Raw genomic sequence first — 17,129 nt, 5'->3', positions numbered from 1 at the left:
GGCCGTGTTCACCCCACGTGCCACAGGGTCTTGTCCCCCTGGACGATGACCGCCCCGCCGGAGGGACGGATCAGCAGGCGGGCGCCCCGGTGGCCGGTGGTCTTGGAGGACCAGAGGGACCGGCCGGCCGCCGTGAGGACGGCGAGTTCGCCGTCGGCGGTGAAGCGCGCCTCGGCTCCGGTGCCCGAGGTGCCCGCGCTCCACACGGAACGGCCGTCGCCGTCGTACAGGACCAGGTCGCCGCTGCTGTCCATGCTCAGGCGGACGGCGCCGGCGTCCAGGGTGTCGCCGGCGCGCAGCACGGTGCCGGCGTGTACCTCGATGGAGTCGTCGAGCCTGCCGGCGGCCAGGGCGCGCAGGGTGGGGAGGGAGGGGGTGAAGGCGTAGACGGCGCCCTCGGTGCGGATGAACCGCCGGAAGGAGAGCGTGGTGGCGCGGCTGCCGCTCTCGGAGGGGCATTCGAACGCGGCCTGGGAGCCGGGGCCGATGACCGGGTCGGCGCCCGGGACGGGGTGGCGGGCCGGCGGGAAGTCCACGTCGTTGACCCAGCGTTTGGCGATGAACTCGAACTGCTCGACGAGGTCGGCCTGATGGCTGACGAACAGGAGGCCGCGCGCGGTGTCGTCGCCCTCCGGGCGGTGCGGTGGGCCGAAGGGGATGCCGCGCCGGATGATGCGGCGGGAGTCGAGTTGGGCGATGGGCAGGGGCGGACGTCCCGGGGCCGGGGTGAGGCCCCCGCGCGGGTTGCTCTTGCGGATGTGCGAGAACAGCGGTGTGGTCCAACCCTGCGGGTCGTCGTGGAAGTCGAGCGCGCCGTCGATGTCCTCGCCGGGAAGGGGGACGCGTTCGGCGACGGGGCAGGTGGCGACCGGTGCGCCACCGGGCCAGCGGCCGATCATGCGGGCGGCGAGCCACTTCGGGTCGGCGTCGGCCGGCGCGGCACCGGAGCGTTTCAGTTCGGCGAGGCACTCGGCGGCCTGGTTCCACCACCCGGGCACGTCCTGCGCGAGCCGTCGTACGACGTGGAACGAGCCGCCGGTGGCCCACGCGGGGAGCCCGGCGGGACGCGCCCCGACGCGTTCGTGCCCGATCAGGAACTCGCCGGCGGGCACCAGCCGGGTGCCGGGCTTGCCCTGGACGGTCGCGGGGTTCGCGGCGTCGGACGCGTCGAAGCCGCGCACTCCGGGTTGGCTGATGGCGTCGAGGAAGCCGAAGTGCTCGTGGCCGCGCAGCGCGCCGGGGAGCGTGCCGCCGTCCTGGCCGAAGAGGACCGTGGCGGCGGCGCCGTCCAGCGAGCGGCGGTGGCGGTCGACGGCCTCGGCCAGTCGCCCGGAGTCGTCGGCGGCCAGGGTGAGGACGGCGTGCACGTCGTCCTCGGACGCGCCGAACAGCCAGGAGTCGGGTCCGCTGGGTCCCGTGTCGCCCAGTGCCTCGGCGCGGGCGGCGGCCCCGTCGCGGAAGGCCTCGGCGGTACCCCCGGCGGGGACGGCGGGGAAGGGGTCCTTGCCGGCGAGCAGGCGCAGGCCGGGGTGGGTGAGGCTCAGGCCGGTCCACAGGGTGGCCATGCCGGCCGGGTCCACGCCGCCCCGCAGGGTGCGCGCCCTGCTGAACTCGGCGTTGAAACGGGTGACCTGATCGGTCGTGGAGAGGTCGGGCAGCAGGCCGCCGAGCCAGCGACGGGCCTGGCCCGCGTGGTGGAAGTGGACGAAGAGCAGGCAGACGTGGTCCTTGCGGAAGCCCGCGAGGATGTCGCCCTGGGTGGTGGTGTCGGCCCGCAGCGGCAGGGCCTGCGCCGCGGCCCGGGACGCCGGTGGCGCGAGGGGTGCGCCGGGGGCGCCCACGCGCGGTGCGGCGCCGGCCGCGGTGCCGGGGATCCCGACCGCGAGGGCGGCGGCGCAGGCGCCCGCCCGTACGACGGTGCGGCGGGTGGGGTGGTGCGGGGAGGGCGGGCTGTGCAACGTGTCCTCCGGGCAGGGAAGGGGGGCGCGGCCGGGCGACACCGGGGAGGGCGTACCGGGCAGCCGATGATCATCACCCTGTGCGATGGAGGGGAGACGCGCGAGGCGGACGCACCGATGGGGTGACGGGGCGTCGGGTGACGCCCCGTCGGTCGCCCGGGGGTCGGGCCTCGGCCGGGCCCCCGGTGTGCGGACCGCCGTCAGTGATCCCCGAGGAGGCGGCAGACGAAGTTCTCCTCGGTGGCGCGGAGCCGGTCGAGGAGTTCCGGGTCGAGCGGCACCTGGCTCGTGACGGACACGGTCACCGATCGCTTGCCGTCCGGGGTGGCCGCGGCGAACTGCGTGTAGCCGGGGAAGTTTCCGGTGTGGCCGAGGACGACCCCGCAGCGCGTGGTGTAGCGGAAGATGCCCAGTCCGGCGGCGTTGGCGCCCGGGCCGGCGGGCTCCGAGGCGCCGCCCCGCACGAACCGTTGCTGTTGGCGTCGGGTCGGCGGCGACAGCAGCTCGGGCCCCGCGTAGCCGCGGATGAACGCGGAGAGTTCGCGCGGGGTGGAGACGATGCCGCCCGAGGCCCAGACGCCCGAGGCTCCGAGCACTTCGCTGACGTCCTCCGGCGGGGCCGGCGGCTCGACGGCGTAGCCGTGCATGAAGGGTTCCGGCAGCCGGTAGCCCTGCGGCAGGCTGGTGGCGCGCAGGCCGAGCGGCCGGTACACCCGCTCCTTCAGCAGTTCCTCGTAGCGGCGGCCGGTGGCCTGTTCGGCCATCAGCGCGACGGCGATGTTGTCCGAGTTGGAGTACTGGTAGCGCGAGCCGGGCTCGAAACGGAGGTCCTCGTCGGCCACGTAGTCGAGCAGTCGGCGGGAGTCGAAGCGGTGGCGGGGGTCCGCGGTGAGGATCTCCAGGAACTCGGGGTCCTCGGTGTAGTCGGGGAGACCGCTGGTGTGGTTCAGCAGTTGGCGGAGCGTCACCGCGTGCCAGTCCCGGGGCAGGCGGGGAAGCCGCCGGCCGATCGTGTCGTCGAGGCCGAGCCGGTCGTCGTCGACGAGGCTCAGGGCGACCGCGCCGCTGAACGCCTTCGCGACGCTGGCGATCCGCATGTGGTCGTCGAGGCCGGGTGCCTCACGGCGGCCGATCTCGGCCACGCCCGCCCGGTAGACCTCCTGGCGGCCGTCGCGCCGGAGGACGGCGATGGCTCCGGGTGGGCCGCCCGGAGCCTCGACGAGTGCGAGCAGCTGTCGTTGGAGGGACCGGTCCCGGGGCGGCTCGGCCGGGCCGGTTCCCGCGGCGGCCGGGGTGAGGCTGCCGGCGAGCGCGGTCGCGGCGAGGGCGGCGACCGCCGCACGCCGCAGGCCGCGTGAACGGGGACGGGGACGGGCGGCGGATCGGCTCGGGGTGTGCAGCGGACGCACGCTGGTACCTCCTCGGTTTCGGGCCCCGGCGGGCCCGGGCGATGTCTCGGCCCAGCATCGGGTCACGTCCGGGCCGCCGCCTGCGGCCTGCTCCATCCGGCCGAGGCGCGGCGGGTGACGGGGGCGCACGGACGGCCGGTTCGTGTGGGCCCGTGTTCGGGAACCGGGGGCACACTGGGACCAGGACGAGACCCGCCTGCTCGGCGGGCCGAGGAGAGGGGCCGGCGTTGGCCGTTCCGATCGTCATCGACTGCGATCCCGGGCACGACGACGCCCTGGCCATCATGCTGGCGGCGGGGGATCCGGCGATCGACCTGCTGGCCGTCACCACGGTGGCGGGCAATCAGACCCTGGACAAGACCACGCTCAACGCGCTCCGGGTGTGCACGGTCGCGGGCATCACCGGCGTGCCGGTGGCGGCGGGGTGCGCGCACCCGCTGGTGGAGCCGCTGGAGGTGGCCGAGGACGTGCACGGGGTGTCGGGGATCGACGGTCCGCGGTTCCCCGTACCGACCGTGGAGGCGGTCCCCGAACACGCGGTGGAGTTGCTGCGGCGGGTCCTGACGGAACATCCCGAGCCGGTGACGCTCGTGCCGACGGCTCCGCTGACGAACATCGCGCTCCTGCTGACCCGCCATCCCGAAGTGGCCGGGCGGATCAAGGAGATCGTGCTGATGGGCGGGTCGACGGAGCGGGGGAACCGGACCCCGGCCGCCGAGTTCAACATCCATGTGGACCCGGAGGCCGCGGACATCGTCTTCCGCAGTGGTGTCCCGGTGACCATGTGCGGGTTGAACGTCACCCATCAAGCGCTCGCCACCCCCGCGGTACTGGCCCGCTTCGAGGCACTGGACTCGGAACTCGGCTGGATCTGCGTCGAGTTGTTGCGGTACTTCGCCGGAACCTACCGCCGGCTGTTCGGGTTCTCCGCTCCCCCGGTGCACGATCCGGTGGCGGTGGCCCGTGTCATCGATCCCCGGATCGTCGACTGCGTCGACGCGCACGTCGCCGTCGAGCTGCACGGACGGCACACGCGCGGGGCGACCGTGGTGGACCTGCACGGGCGCCTGGGCCGGCCGGCGAACGCCCGGGTGGCCGTGGGTCTGCGAACGGACCTCTTCTGGGACCGGATGGTGGCGGCGGTGGCCGCGCTGGGCGCCGCGCGCGACTGACCGGGGCCGGCGGTCCGCAGGTCCGTCGGGCGGCGTCCGGCACACCCCCGGTGGGCCAGGTGGGCGTCCGGCGGACGGTCGAATCCGCGGCGGGCCGGAGCCGGTCGTCGCCCCGGCCGTTCCCGATCGCGCTCCCCCGTGCCGTTTCACCGGCCGGTTCGGGCCGCGGCCGAAGGCGTGACGGGCGCCGGTACGGGGAAGGCTGGGCGGACGATGACGCGGCGGGCGGCGCGGGCCGAGGCCCGCGGGTCCGGTGTTCCGCGCGACCCGAACCGGGTCGATCACCCCGACGAGTGTGGAGGAACCGGCGGATGCCGAACGAGCGAGCGGGCCGACCGGCGGAGCAGGGCGATCTGATCGATGTCGCCCGGCTCGTGACCGCGTACTACGCCTTGCGCCCCGACCCTTCGGATCCCGTCCAGCGGGTCGCCTTCGGCACGTCCGGGCACCGCGGGTCGTCGCTGTCGACGTCCTTCAACGAGGACCACATCGCGGCGACGAGCCAGGCGATCAGCGAGTACCGGTCGCGGGAGGGCACCGACGGGCCGCTGTTCCTGGGCGCCGACACGCACGCGCTGTCGGAACCGGCCCGGGTGACCGCCCTGGAGGTGTTCGCCGCCAACGACGTGACGGTGCTGATCGACTCGGCCGACGGGTACACGCCGACGCCCGCGGTCTCGCACGCCATCCTCACCTACAACCGGGGCCGCTCCGCCGGCCTGGCCGACGGCGTCGTGGTCACCCCCTCGCACAATCCGCCGGCAGACGGCGGCTTCAAGTACAACCCGCCCCACGGCGGGCCGGCGGGTTCGGCGGCCACCGGTTGGATCGAGACGCGCGCCAACGAGATCATCGCGGGCGGGCTGAAGGAGGTGCGGCGGATCCCGTACGCGCGGGCGCTGGCCGCCAGGACGACGGGGCGCCACGACTTCCTCGGCGCGTACGTGGCGGACCTGCCGTCCGTGCTCGACCTGGACGCGGTGCGCGCGGCGGGCGTGCGGATCGGGGCCGACCCGCTCGGCGGCGCGTCCGTGGCGTACTGGGGCCGGATCGCCGAGGAGCACCGCCTCGACCTGACGGTGGTGAACCCGTACACCGATCCCACCTGGCGGTTCATGACCCTGGACTGGGACGGCAAGATCCGGATGGACTGTTCCTCGCCCTACGCGATGGCCTCGCTGATCGAGAGCGCGGGCCGGTACCAGATCGCGACGGGCAACGACGCGGACGCCGATCGGCACGGCATCGTGACCGCCGACGCCGGCCTGATGAACCCCAACCACTACCTCGCGACCGCCATCGCCTACCTGTTCGCACACCGCCCGGACTGGCCGGCGAGCGCGGGCATCGGCAAGACGCTGGTGTCGTCGGCGATGATCGACCGGGTCGCGGGCGACCTGGGGCGCCAATTGGTGGAGGTGCCCGTCGGTTTCAAGTGGTTCGTGGAGGGGCTGGCCTCGGGCGCCCTCGGTTTCGGTGGGGAGGAGTCGGCGGGAGCGTCGTTCCTGCGGCACGACGGTTCACCGTGGACCACCGACAAGGACGGGATCCTGCTGGCCCTGCTCGCGTCGGAGATCCTGGCGGTGACGGGGCAGACGCCCAGCGAGCGGTACGCGGAACTCACCGGCCGGTTCGGGGAACCGGCGTACGCGCGCATCGACGCCCCCGCCACCCGCGAGGAGAAGGCGGTGCTCGGCCGGTTGTCCCCGGACCAGGTCGCCGCGGACACGCTCGCGGGCGAACCGGTGACGGGGGTGCTGACGCAGGCGCCGGGCAACGGGGCGGCGATCGGCGGCATCAAGGTGACCACGGAACACGCCTGGTTCGCCGCGCGCCCGTCGGGCACCGAGGACGTCTACAAGATCTACGCCGAGTCGTTCCTCGGCCCCGACCACCTGGCGACGGTCCAGGAGGAGGCCCGGAGCGTGGTCTCGGCGGCCCTGTCCGACTGAGCCCGCTCGACGGACGCACCCCCCGAGCGGCGCCCACCCCCGGGCGGCGTCGGACCACCGGGGTCTCCCGGCGATCCGACGCCGCCAAGATCGAACCCACTTAGGTTAGGCTAAGCTAAGTTTCGATGGGGCGGGAACCGGCCTGCGCCCGACCGGACCAAGGGGGAATGCGGCCATGGGGCTTCCGATGGCCGAGCGCTACGCCATGCCCGACGAGGACACGCTGCCGCGGTCCCTCGCACCGTGGGAGATCGATCCGGGTCGGGCCGCACTGCTGATCCACGACATGCAGCACCACCTGCTCCAGGTCTTCCCGCCCGGGGTCTCACCCCTGGTCGACCTGGTCGCCAACGTCGCCCGGCTGCGGGCCGCCGCCCACCGGGTCGGCATCCCGGTCGTGTTCAGCGCGGAACCCCCGACCTCCCCCGACCGGCGGGGCCCCGCCCTCCGGCCGACCGGTCCCCCCGAGGACGGCGTCGCGACGCCTCCCGACGGGCGCATCGCCGCCACTCCGGCGCCCTCCCTGGGCGAACACGTGATCACGAACACCCGCGACAACGCGTTCCTGCGGAGCCATCTGGAACGGATCCTGCGGATCTCGGGGCGTGACCAGCTGATCGTCTGCGGTCTCTTCGCGCATTCCGGGGTCCTGTTGACCGCCGCCGACGCGTACATGAACGACATCCAGCCCTTCGTCGTCGCCGACGCGGTGGCCGACGTGTCCGCCGAGGAACACGCCCTCGCGCTGCGCTGGTCCGCCGCGCGCGGAGCCGTCGTACGCACCACCACCACCTTGATCGACGAACTGGAACTCTGATGACCACTGCACCGAACACGGGCGAAGGCGGGCGGAGATGAACGTGCGGGTAGCCGTCGCGGGAGCGAGCGGATACGCCGGCGGTGAGCTGTTGAGGCTGCTCGGCGCCCACCCCGGGATCGAGGTGGGCGCGCTGACGGCGCACACCAGCGCGGGGCGCACGCTCGCCACCGTCCAGCCCCACCTGCACCGGCTCGCCGACCGGGTACTGGAGGAGACCTCCCCCGACCGGCTCGCGGAACACGACGTGGTCTTCCTGGCCCTGCCACACGGCGAGTCGGCCGCGATCGCCGCGCGCCTGCCCGAGACGACGCTGGTGATCGACCTCGGGGCCGACTTCCGACTGCGGGACCCGGACGCCTGGAAGCGGTTCTACGGCGGTGAACACGCGGGGAGTTGGCCGTACGGCCTGCCGGAACTGCCCGGCGCGCGCGAGGCCCTCGCCCGCGCCACCCGCATCGCGGTGCCGGGCTGCTACCCGACGGCCGTCACCCTGGCCCTGTGGCCCGGCTACGGCGCCGGGCTGCTGGAAGCGGAGGCCGTGGTCGTCGCGGCCAGCGGCACCTCGGGGGCCGGGCGGGCGCTCCGCCCCCACCTGCTGGGTTCCGAGGTGATGGGGTCGATGAGCCCCTACGGCGTCGGGGGCGGCCACCGGCACACTCCCGAACTGGAACAGAACCTCTCGCTCGCGGCGGGCACGCCGGTCGGGGTCTCCTTCACCCCGACGTTGGCCCCCATGGCGCGCGGGATCCTCGCGACCTGCTCGGCCCGCCTGCTGCCCGGCACGACGGAGGAGCGACTGCGCGCGGCGTACGAGTCGGCCTGCGCCGAGGAGCCGTTCGTACGTCTCCTGCCGCCGGGGCAGTGGCCCACGACCGGCGCGGTGGCGGGCTCCAACACGGCGCTGGTTCAGATCGCCGTGGACCCGGCTGCGGGACGCCTCGTCGCGGTGTGCGCCATCGACAACCTCACCAAGGGGACGGCGGGCGGCGCGGTGCAGAGCATGAACATCGCGCTGGGCCTGCCGGAGACGCTGGGACTGCCGACCGACGGGGTGGCCCCGTGACCGTCACCGTGACGCACTGATCAACCGATCTCCACGACACGACCCCGGCAGGCTTCGGCGCCGGGGTCGCCGGCGCGCCCTCACCCCTCACGCCCTCATCTCCCTGACGGGACGGGCACGTTGACGGTCCGCCGGTTCGACATCCGGTCACCTTCCGCCAACTTGACACGCCCCCCACCATCGACAATGTTAGGCCAGCCTTACCTAAGTACCGGGTGCCAGAGGAAGGATGGGAATGTCCGCACCGCACGCGAACACCACTCCAGGGGATCGACTCCCGGGCGGAGACCGCAGAGACCGCGGCCAAGTTCCGCACCTTCCTCCAGGCCGTGGGGGCGGCGCTGTGACCGCCGCGGCACCCACCAGCCCGCCGAGCGCTACCGCGCGGCCGGCTGGTGGCGCCGGGAGACCTTCGGCGGCATGCTGCGCGAGCGCGCCGGCGCGCACCCCGACCGGATCGCGATCGTGGACCCGACCGGCGGCCCCGACGGCGGCCGCCGCACCTGGACGTACGGCGAACTCGACCTGTGGGCCGACCGGATGGCGGCCGGGCTGACCGCCCGGGGCATCGGCGCCGGGGACAAGGTCGTCGTCCAGCTCCCCAACGTGGCGGCGTTCTTCGAGGTGGTCTTCGGGCTCTTCCGGATCGGCGCGCTCCCGGTGTTCGCGCTGCCCGCGCACCGGCGGACCGAGATCGGCTACTTCTGCTCCTTCACCGGCGCGGTGGCGTACGTGATCCCGGCCGCGCACGGCGGCTTCGACTACCGCGAACTCGCCGCGCAGGTACGGGAGGACGCCCCCGAGTTGCGGCACGTGTTCGTGACGGGCGGCGACCCGGGCGCCTTCACCGCCCTGTCCGAGGTGCCCCTCGACCCGGACCCCGAGCCGCCGGTCCACGGCCGGCCCGCGCCCCACGACCTGCAGAACTACTTCCTGTCCTCGTTCGACACCGCGAGCGAGCCCTTCACCGGACTGCTCCGGCAGGCGTCCCGGCTGCGCGAGGAGGCGATCCGGGCCGACGTACCGATCTTCTACACGGCACAGCAGGGCGGCCAGAGCGCCGAGGAGCGCGGCCTCCAGCAGGACTTCTGGGGGCCCGGCCTGCCCCTCGACCCGGAGGCGGAGGCCATCGCCTCGGCCGTGTCCCCCGGGCCCGGCGACACGGTCCTGACCAAGTGGAAGTACAGCGCGTTCGTCCGTACGGACCTGTTGGAGCGGCTGCGGGCGCTCGGTCGCGACCAGCTGGTCATCACCGGCGTGTACGCCCACATCGGGGTGCTGATGACGGCGTGCGACGCCTGGATGCAGGACGTGCAGGCCTTCGTGGTCGCCGACGCGGTCGCGGACTTCTCGGCGCAGGAGCACCGGATGGCGCTCGAATGGGCCGCCGGGCGCTGCGCGTACGTCACCACGACCGACCGGGTCTGCGAGGCCTGGTGAGAACGGGGCCGGCCCGCCCGCGTCCGCTGCCGGGCGCCCCTTCGGCGGGCCGGCACGGCGCCGCGGGCCGGCCGGCCCCCGTGTCGCACGCCCAGGCGGTCCTGCCGGTCCCGCTGCCGCCCCGGCGCCCCGCCTCGACCGAGAATCCCTCTGACGGACCAGGCAGCAACTTGCCAACTTGGGCGTGCCGGCTGTGCTGCGGCGCGCGGCGGGAGTCAACTTGAGCCACGTACGTCACCCCCACTTCGGGACCCGTCCCCAACCGAAGGAGTCACCGTGAACGACCGTCTCTCCACCGCCCAGCCATACGCGCTGGGTCTGTTCCGGATCGTCACCGGCCTGTTGTTCGCCTGCCACGGCGCCGCCTCGCTGTTCGGCGTGCTCGGCGGCGCCCACGGCGGCGGCACGGTCCCCGTCGGCACTTGGCCGGGCTGGTACGCGGCGGTGATCCAGCTCGTGGCCGGCACGCTGGTGCTGTTCGGGCTCGGCACGCGCAGCGCCGCCTTCATCGCCTCGGGCTCGATGGCCTACGCCTACTTCACGGCCCACCAGCCGAACGCGCTCTGGCCGATCCAGAACAACGGCGAGTCCTCCGCCATGTTCTGCTGGGCCTTCCTGCTCCTGGTCTTCACCGGCCCGGGCGCCCTCGCCGTGGAGCGGCTGCTGCCCTCCCGGACGTCCGTCGGCGCGCCGATCGGCTCGCCCGCGTCCGACACCGCCGGCAACGACCGGCGCACCAGCCCCGCCACCGCCTGACCCACCCGGCCGTCCCGCCGGCGGTCCCACCCGCCGGCGGGTGTGCACGACGAACGGGCCCGCCCCCTGCGCAGGGGGCGGGCCCGTTCGTCGTGCGGGGGGGGCGAATCCTGACCCCTGAACGATTGGGTGACAGTGCCGTTGCCGTCGCCCGCGAGAACCTGCTTCTCCCGCGGCACGGTGCTGACCCTGTTCGCCGGCCTGCTTCTGGCGACGGTGGTGATCGCGAGTGTCGGCTACGGCGCACGCGACATCTCGGCGCTGGAGACCGTCAAGATCCTGCTCCACCCCCGCGGCGATCGCCGAGCCGACGAGCGCCAGCCAGAAGAAGCCGCTCGCGTCGTTGACGTCGAGGAAGAGGATGCCGAGGACCACGAACATCGCGGCGCCCGGCTCCACTCCCAGGATGCCCGGATCGGAGAGCGGGTTCATCGTCAGTGCCTGCATCACGAGTCCGGAGGCGCCGAGCGAGGCGCCGACGGCCGGACCGAGGAGGGTGCGGGGGATGCGTTCCGTCCACAAGACGTCGTGGTTGCATCCGCCGCCCCCGGCTACCCGGACGCGCTGAACGCGCCGTGGGCGGTCGAGCACCTGACCCCGCTCCTCGCCAAGGCCGTCGCCGGCCAGTAGGCGACGGCCCTCGATCTGTCGCTGTCGGGTCTCGCCGAGACCTTGTGGAGCGGCAAGGCCGGCTACCGCACCCTGTCCGGCCTGCCGCTGGCGGAGGCGATGGTCGACGACGAGCGGCTCGGCGGTTCGGCCCGTGAGGCGGTCGAGGACGAGGCGCTGTGGATCGCGCCCGGTGTCGCCGGCGGGTACGACTGGTCCTCGGTCGGATCGGTGACCGCCGCCGGGCACGGCGCGGGCGCCGTGGTCAACACGCTGCTCAAGGTCTTCCCCGAACTGCGGGCCCGGATCGCCGCGCAGCCGTCGGCACTGCGGGTGGTGCGGGAGCGGGTGCTGGACGCCGACGTGCTCCCCCGGGTGGACCTGCTCGCCCGCACCGGACCGGTGCCTCCCGGTGACGGCACCGTACTGCTGTGCCGGCTGCTGGAGCTGCTGCCCGACGAGGACGCCGTGCTGGCCCTGACGGAGACCGCGGCGGCGCTCCCCGACGGGGGCGCGCTGCTCTTGGTGGAGCAGGTCGAGGGACCGGACACCGATGACGTCGAGGCGGCGCTGAACCAGTTGCGGCTGGCGTCGGCGTTCGGTTCGGGGGTGCGCTCGGAGGGCGCGTTCGCGGAACTCGTCGCGCGCGCCGGACTGTCGGTCCGCGAGCTCACGGACATCGGCTGGGACCACCGCCTGTGGGTGCTCGCCCGGCAGGGCTGATCCCGCGATCGACCAGGACCTGATCCGAGGGACGGCCCTGGGGCCTGCTCCACATGACAGGCCCTAGTCGCGCAGGAAGAGGTCGGCGCTCTCCACCCGTGCCCAGCGGCGCGGCGGGGAGGGCGGGCGCGGGATCTCCCGGCCCTGTTCGCGCCACTGGCGCACGACGGCGTCGTAGATGGGGGTCCCCGAGGGGCGGGCGTGCTCGCCGGTTCGGGGGCTGAGGCCCGGCCAGGCTGCCGGAACGGTTCTTCTCGTCTCGTTCACGACGTACCCAACGACGGGAGGCCGCTTCAGGCAACCCTCGGCCGCGCCCCGACCGGCGTGTGGTCGGTGTGAACGGTCGCGGCGATCAACCGCGGAACGGCGTGCACGAGGGCGTGTTCGGCGGCTTCGGCCAGCTCGTGGGCCTGCACCACCGTCAGGTGCGCGTCGACGACGATGTCGGCCTCGGCGCGCAGGGCGTGGCCGATCCAGCGCATCCGGACCTGTCCCACGCCCCGCACACCGCCGACCGAGCGCAGCGCGTTCTCCGCGCTCTCCACCAGGCCGGGGTCGACGCTGTCCATCAGCCGCCGGAACACCTCCCGCGCGGCGCCGAGCAGCACGCACAGGATCGCGACGGTGATCAGCAGCCCGATCGCCGGATCGGCGGCCTTCCACCCGGCGGCGGAGCCGGCCGCGCCGAGGAGGACCGCGAGGGAGGTGAAGCCGTCGGTACGGGCGTGCAGGCCGTCGGCGACCAGGGCGGCGGAGCCGATCCTGCGCCCGGTACGGATGCGTTGGCGGGCCACCCACTCGTTGCCGGCGAACCCGACGAGCGCGGCGGCGGCCACCGCCCACAGGTGGGTGACGTCGCGGGGGTGCAGCAGCCGGTCGACGGCCGCCCACGCGGCGAACGCCGCGGAGGCGGCGATGGTCGCCACGATGAGCATCCCGGCCAGGTCCTCGGCCCGGCCGTAGCCGTAGGTGTAGCGCCGGTTCGCGGCGCGCCTGCCGAGCACGAACGCGATGCCGAGCGGGACGGCGGTCAAGGCGTCGGTGGCGTTGTGGACGGTGTCGCCGAGCAGGGCCACCGATCCCGACAGGGCGACGATCACCGCTTGGACGACGGTGGTCACCGCCAGGACCAGCAGGGAGAGCCACAGCGTGCGCATGCCCTCGCGCGAGGTCTCCATGGCCGTGTCGATCCTGTCGGCCGCCTCGTGGCCGTGGGGCCGGAACAGGTGCGCCAGGCGCCGACCGAGCCCCGCGCGCTCGTCGTGCTCGTGGTCGCGCCGGTCGTGCCGGTCGTGCCGGTCGTGTTCGTGGTGGTGGTGGTCCTGACGGTGATCGTGTACGTGCCGATTCCCCTCCATGACCCCACGGTGGCACATCGCACCCATTGCGGCTACAGCCGTCATACGCCCTGTGACCAGGTGCGATTCACTCGCATGTGCGGCCCCGGAGCAGCCGCCCACCGGTGCGGTCCCCGGGCCCGCGCGGACGGGGCGGCGGACCGGCGGGGACGGCGGTCAGGACGGTTCTTCCGCGAGGATCCGGTCCGCCGCGTAGTGCGGGCACCGCTCCGCGTGCCAGGTCACCGTCAGGAAGCCCGGGCCCGCCGCGATCGTCCGTGCCACGCCGTCGACGGGCCCGGCCCCGCAGTATCCGCACACGAGTGTTCTCGGAACCGGCAGCTCCACCATGACCGTTTCCTCCCACCGAACCGGCGCGCATCCGAAGCACCCACATTTATCAAACCCGCACACGATCCGGTCGGGTACCGACGGGTAGTGGCCGACTTCCGTACACATCGGCCGCGGGACGTGGGTACGGCGCGTACGAAGGCGAGGCGTCGAGGATCCGCGTGCCCGTGCCACCGATCAGGATCGGAGAAGCGTGACCCGCCCCGCCGGCCGTAGCGTGAAGTCCACGGGCATCGAGCCCCGCGGGCAGGGAACGAGGCGCCCGGCCCCGATCGACGGATGGAGACACGATAAGCATGGCCAAGAGGACGGACACGCGGTCGTCCGCGCCGCACGACGCCGACAGCCACGACCTGATCAGCGTGCACGGCGCGCGCGTGAACAACCTCAAGGACGTCAGCGTCCAGATCCCCAAGCGGCGGCTGACGGTGTTCACCGGCGTCTCCGGGTCGGGCAAGAGCTCGCTGGTGTTCGGCACGATCGCGGCGGAGTCGCAGCGGCTGATCAACGAGACGTACAGCGCCTTCATCCAGGGCTTCATGCCGACGCCGGCGCGGCCCGAGGTCGACGTCCTGGACGGGCTGACGACCGCGATCATCGTGGACCAGCAGCGGTTGGGGGCCGACCCCCGCTCCACGGTCGGCACCGTCACCGACGCCAACGCGATGCTGCGCATCCTCTTCAGCCGCCTCGGAAAGCCGTACGTCGGCGGGCCCGGCGCCTTTGCCTTCAACGTCCCCTCGGTCCGGGCCAGCGGGGGGATCACCGTCGAGCGCGGCGCCGCCACCAGGACGGTGAAGGCGACCTTCAGCCGCACGGGCGGCATGTGCGTGCGCTGCGAGGGCCGGGGCAGCGTCTCCGACATCGACCTCGCCCAGCTCTACGACGACTCCAAGTCGATCTCCGAGGGCGCGTTCACCATCCCCGGCTGGAAGTCGGACAGTTGGTGGACCGTGCGGCTCTACGCCGAGTCGGGCTTCCTCGACCCGGACAAGCCGATCCGCAAGTACACCAAGAAGGAGATGCAGGACTTCCTCTACCGGGAGCCGACCAAGGTGAAGGTCGAGGGCGTGAACCTCACCTACGAGGGTCTCATCCCCAAGATCCAGAAGTCGTTCCTGTCCAAGGACAAGGAGGCGATGCAGCCGCACATCCGGGCGTTCGTGGAGCGGGCGGTCACCTTCACCACCTGTCCCGAATGCGACGGCACCCGGCTCAGCGAGGAGGCCCGCTCCTCGCGCATCGACAAGCTCAACATCGCCGAGGCCTGTGCGATGCAGATCAGCGACCTGGCGGGGTGGGTGAGCGGGCTCGACGAGCCGTCGGTGGCGCCGCTGCTCTCGACCCTGCGCGGGACCCTGGACTCGTTCGTGGAGATCGGGCTCGGCTACCTCTCGCTCGACCGCCCGTCGGGCACGCTGTCGGGCGGCGAGGCGCAGCGCGTCAAGATGGTCCGCCATCTCGGCTCCTCGCTCACCGACGTCACCTACGTCTTCGACGAGCCCACGACGGGCCTGCACCCCCATGACATCCAACGGATGAACGACCTGCTGCTGCGGCTGCGCAACAAGGGCAACACGGTGCTGGTCGTGGAGCACAAGCCCGAGACGATCGTGATCGCCGACCATGTCGTGGACCTCGGTCCCGGCGCGGGCGCGGCGGGCGGCACGGTCTGCTTCGAGGGCAGCGTCGAGGAGCTGCGGACCGCGGGCACCGTCACCGGCCGCCACTTCGACGACCGGGCCGCCGTCAAGGACACGGTACGGACGCCCACCGGCACGCTGGAGATCCGCGGCGCGACGACGCACAACCTGCGTGACGTCGACGTCGACATCCCGCTCGGGGTGCTGACCGTCGTCACCGGTGTCGCCGGCTCCGGAAAGAGCTCGCTCGTGCACGGGTCGATCCCCGCCGGCGAGGGTGTGGTGTCGATCGACCAGGGCGCGATCCGCGGTTCGCGCCGGAGCAACCCGGCCACGTACACCGGCCTCCTCGACCCGATCCGCAAGGCGTTCGCCAAGGCCAACGGCGTGAAGCCGGCGCTGTTCAGCGCGAACTCGGAGGGTGCCTGCCCGAACTGCAACGGCGCCGGCGTCATCTACACCGACCTGGCGATGATGGCGGGCGTCGCCATCGTCTGTGACGAGTGCGAGGGGAAGCGGTTCCAGGCGGCGGTCCTGGAGCACCACCTCGGCGGCCGCGACATCAGCGAGGTGCTGGCGATGTCGGTGACCGAGGCGGAGGAGTTCTTCGGGGCCGGGGAGGCGCACACGCCGGCCGCGCACCGGATCCTCGGGCGTCTCGCCGACGTCGGACTGGGCTACCTCAGCCTCGGTCAGCCGCTGACCACGCTGTCGGGCGGCGAGCGGCAGCGGCTCAAGCTGGCGACCCACATGGCCGACAAGGGCGGGATCTACGTACTCGACGAGCCGACCGCCGGTCTGCACCTCGCGGACGTCGAGCAGTTGCTGGGTCTCCTCGACCGGCTCGTCGACTCCGGCAAGTCGGTGATCGTGGTCGAGCACCACCAGGCGGTCATGGCACACGCCGACTGGATCGTGGACCTGGGCCCCGGGGCCGGCCACGACGGCGGCCGGATCGTCTTCGAGGGCACGCCCGCCGATCTGATCGCCGGCCGCTCGACGCTCACCGGCGAGCACCTGGCGGCGTACGTCGGCGCCTGACCGGGACGCGCGGAGCCGGCGCGGCGGGCCGGAGGGGGTGGCAGGGCACGATGAGGGCGGTACGCGATCGAAACCGTTCTTTTCGAGAAGGAGAGAGGGCATGCTGCAAGCCTTCGCCGACCTGTCCACCCCGCTCCTGGCCGATGCCTGTGTCCGTACGAACACGCCGCTGCGCGTCGCACCGCCGGGCATCGGCGCGGTCGTGCAGGGGCACCGGGTGGCGGGGCCCGTGCTGCCGGTGCGTCACTTCGGGAGCGTGGACGTGTTCCTGGAGGCCTACGGCCGGGCCGAGGAGGGCGACGTCCTGGTGATCGACAACGGCGGCCGGTCGGACGAGGCGTGCGTGGGTGACCTGGCGGTGCTGGAGGCCGCGGCGGCGGGGGTGACGGGCCTGGTGGTGTGGGGACTGCACCGCGACACCCCGGAGCTGGCCGAGATCGGTCTGCCCGTGTTCAGCTACGGCACCTACCCGCCCGGACCCGTACGGCTGGACGAACGGGAGGCCGATGCCCTGGTCACCGCCCGGTTCGGGGCGCACCTCGTGGACGGCCGGGACTTCGTCTTCGGTGACGCCGACGGCGTGCTGTTCGTCGCCGCGGAGCACGTCGAGAAGGTGCTGACGACGGCCGAGCGGATCCGCGAGACGGAGCGGGAGCAGGCGCACCGGATCCGATCGGGCGAGACGCTGCGCCGGCAGACGGCCTTCGAGGACTACCTGGTCCTGCGGGACGCCGATCCCTCGTACACCTTCCGGCGGCACCTGCGGCGCATCGGCGGGGCCATCGAGGAGTAGGCCGCGCACGTGTCGCGGCGCTCCCCCGGTCTGTGCGGGGACCGCCGCCCGCGCGGTGGGCC

14 protein-coding genes and 1 pseudogene are annotated in these 17,129 nt (G+C 73.3%); 9 read left to right on the top strand and 6 right to left on the bottom strand.

What is annotated here, in order from left to right; translation table 11 throughout:
• Positions 1 to 8 precede the first annotated feature (8 nt).
• Complete coding sequence (locus tag OG906_RS31315) at positions 9 to 1,958, bottom strand: peroxidase (RefSeq protein WP_329447420.1); 1,950 nt, start codon at positions 1,956 to 1,958, stop codon at positions 9 to 11.
• Between the two features lie 200 nt (positions 1,959 to 2,158).
• Positions 2,159 to 3,367: a serine hydrolase domain-containing protein gene (locus tag OG906_RS31310; protein WP_443067427.1), complete on the bottom strand. Its 1,209-nt coding sequence runs from the start codon at positions 3,365 to 3,367 to the stop codon at positions 2,159 to 2,161.
• 227 nt (positions 3,368 to 3,594) lie between these two features.
• On the opposite strand from OG906_RS31310, the gene OG906_RS31305 reads away from it, so the two are divergent.
• The 6 genes from OG906_RS31305 (at position 3,595) to OG906_RS31275 (ending at position 10,570) form a co-directional block, all read left to right on the top strand.
• A complete protein-coding gene (locus OG906_RS31305; protein WP_329447419.1) occupies positions 3,595 to 4,539 on the top strand; it encodes a nucleoside hydrolase in 945 nt (314 codons plus the stop codon).
• Positions 4,540 to 4,850: 311 nt separating this feature from the next.
• Positions 4,851 to 6,491, top strand: a complete 1,641-nt coding sequence (gene pgm, locus OG906_RS31300) for a phosphoglucomutase (alpha-D-glucose-1,6-bisphosphate-dependent) (RefSeq protein ID WP_329447418.1) — start codon at positions 4,851 to 4,853, stop codon at positions 6,489 to 6,491.
• A gap of 175 nt (positions 6,492 to 6,666) precedes the next feature.
• The gene (locus tag OG906_RS31295) at positions 6,667 to 7,308 is read left to right on the top strand and encodes an isochorismatase family protein (protein ID WP_329447417.1); all 642 of its coding nucleotides are present in this window, start codon (positions 6,667 to 6,669) and stop codon (positions 7,306 to 7,308) included.
• Positions 7,309 to 7,345: 37 nt separating this feature from the next.
• Positions 7,346 to 8,374 carry an N-acetyl-gamma-glutamyl-phosphate reductase gene (argC, locus tag OG906_RS31290; RefSeq protein ID WP_329447416.1) on the top strand — a complete coding sequence of 343 codons (1,029 nt, stop codon included), beginning with the start codon at positions 7,346 to 7,348 and terminating at the stop codon, positions 8,372 to 8,374.
• Positions 8,375 to 8,560: 186 nt separating this feature from the next.
• Complete coding sequence (locus OG906_RS43660) at positions 8,561 to 9,814, top strand: isochorismatase family protein (RefSeq protein WP_443067426.1); 1,254 nt, start codon at positions 8,561 to 8,563, stop codon at positions 9,812 to 9,814.
• A 276-nt stretch (positions 9,815 to 10,090) separates the two neighbouring features.
• Positions 10,091 to 10,570, top strand: coding sequence for a DoxX family protein (locus OG906_RS31275; RefSeq protein ID WP_329447415.1), 480 nt, complete (start codon positions 10,091 to 10,093; stop codon positions 10,568 to 10,570).
• Between the two features lie 348 nt (positions 10,571 to 10,918).
• Here the strand turns inward: OG906_RS31275 and OG906_RS31270 are convergent.
• Positions 10,919 to 11,161 (bottom strand): annotated as a pseudogene (locus tag OG906_RS31270) (iron chelate uptake ABC transporter family permease subunit); the annotation flags it as partial.
• 81 nt (positions 11,162 to 11,242) lie between these two features.
• On the opposite strand from OG906_RS31270, the gene OG906_RS31265 reads away from it, so the two are divergent.
• Complete coding sequence (locus OG906_RS31265) at positions 11,243 to 11,902, top strand: methyltransferase (RefSeq protein WP_329447414.1); 660 nt, start codon at positions 11,243 to 11,245, stop codon at positions 11,900 to 11,902.
• Between the two features lie 63 nt (positions 11,903 to 11,965).
• Here the strand turns inward: OG906_RS31265 and OG906_RS31260 are convergent, their stop codons facing one another.
• From OG906_RS31260 to OG906_RS31250, 3 genes are all read right to left on the bottom strand, one after another.
• Complete coding sequence (locus OG906_RS31260; RefSeq protein WP_329447413.1) at positions 11,966 to 12,169, bottom strand: hypothetical protein; 204 nt, start codon at positions 12,167 to 12,169, stop codon at positions 11,966 to 11,968.
• Positions 12,170 to 12,195: 26 nt separating this feature from the next.
• Entirely contained in the window at positions 12,196 to 13,260 is a 1,065-nt protein-coding gene (locus OG906_RS31255) for a cation diffusion facilitator family transporter (RefSeq protein ID WP_329447412.1), read from the bottom strand.
• A gap of 156 nt (positions 13,261 to 13,416) precedes the next feature.
• Entirely contained in the window at positions 13,417 to 13,590 is a 174-nt protein-coding gene (locus OG906_RS31250; RefSeq protein WP_267801025.1) for a hypothetical protein, read from the bottom strand.
• Positions 13,591 to 13,886: 296 nt separating this feature from the next.
• Here OG906_RS31250 and OG906_RS31245 point away from each other — a divergent pair, with 296 nt between their 5' ends.
• Positions 13,887 to 16,274 (top strand): ATP-binding cassette domain-containing protein, encoded by a 2,388-nt coding sequence (locus tag OG906_RS31245; RefSeq protein WP_443067425.1) that lies wholly within the window; start codon positions 13,887 to 13,889, stop codon positions 16,272 to 16,274.
• 100 nt (positions 16,275 to 16,374) lie between these two features.
• Positions 16,375 to 17,067 (top strand): RraA family protein, encoded by a 693-nt coding sequence (locus OG906_RS31240; protein WP_329447411.1) that lies wholly within the window; start codon positions 16,375 to 16,377, stop codon positions 17,065 to 17,067.
• The last annotated feature ends 62 nt before the right edge of the window (positions 17,068 to 17,129 follow it).

Source organism: Streptomyces sp. NBC_01426 (assembly GCF_036231985.1).
Taxonomy (GTDB): Bacteria; Actinomycetota; Actinomycetes; order Streptomycetales; family Streptomycetaceae; genus Streptomyces.
Note: the sequence above shows the minus strand (reverse complement) of the source record. Positions and strands in the feature narration are given on the sequence as shown.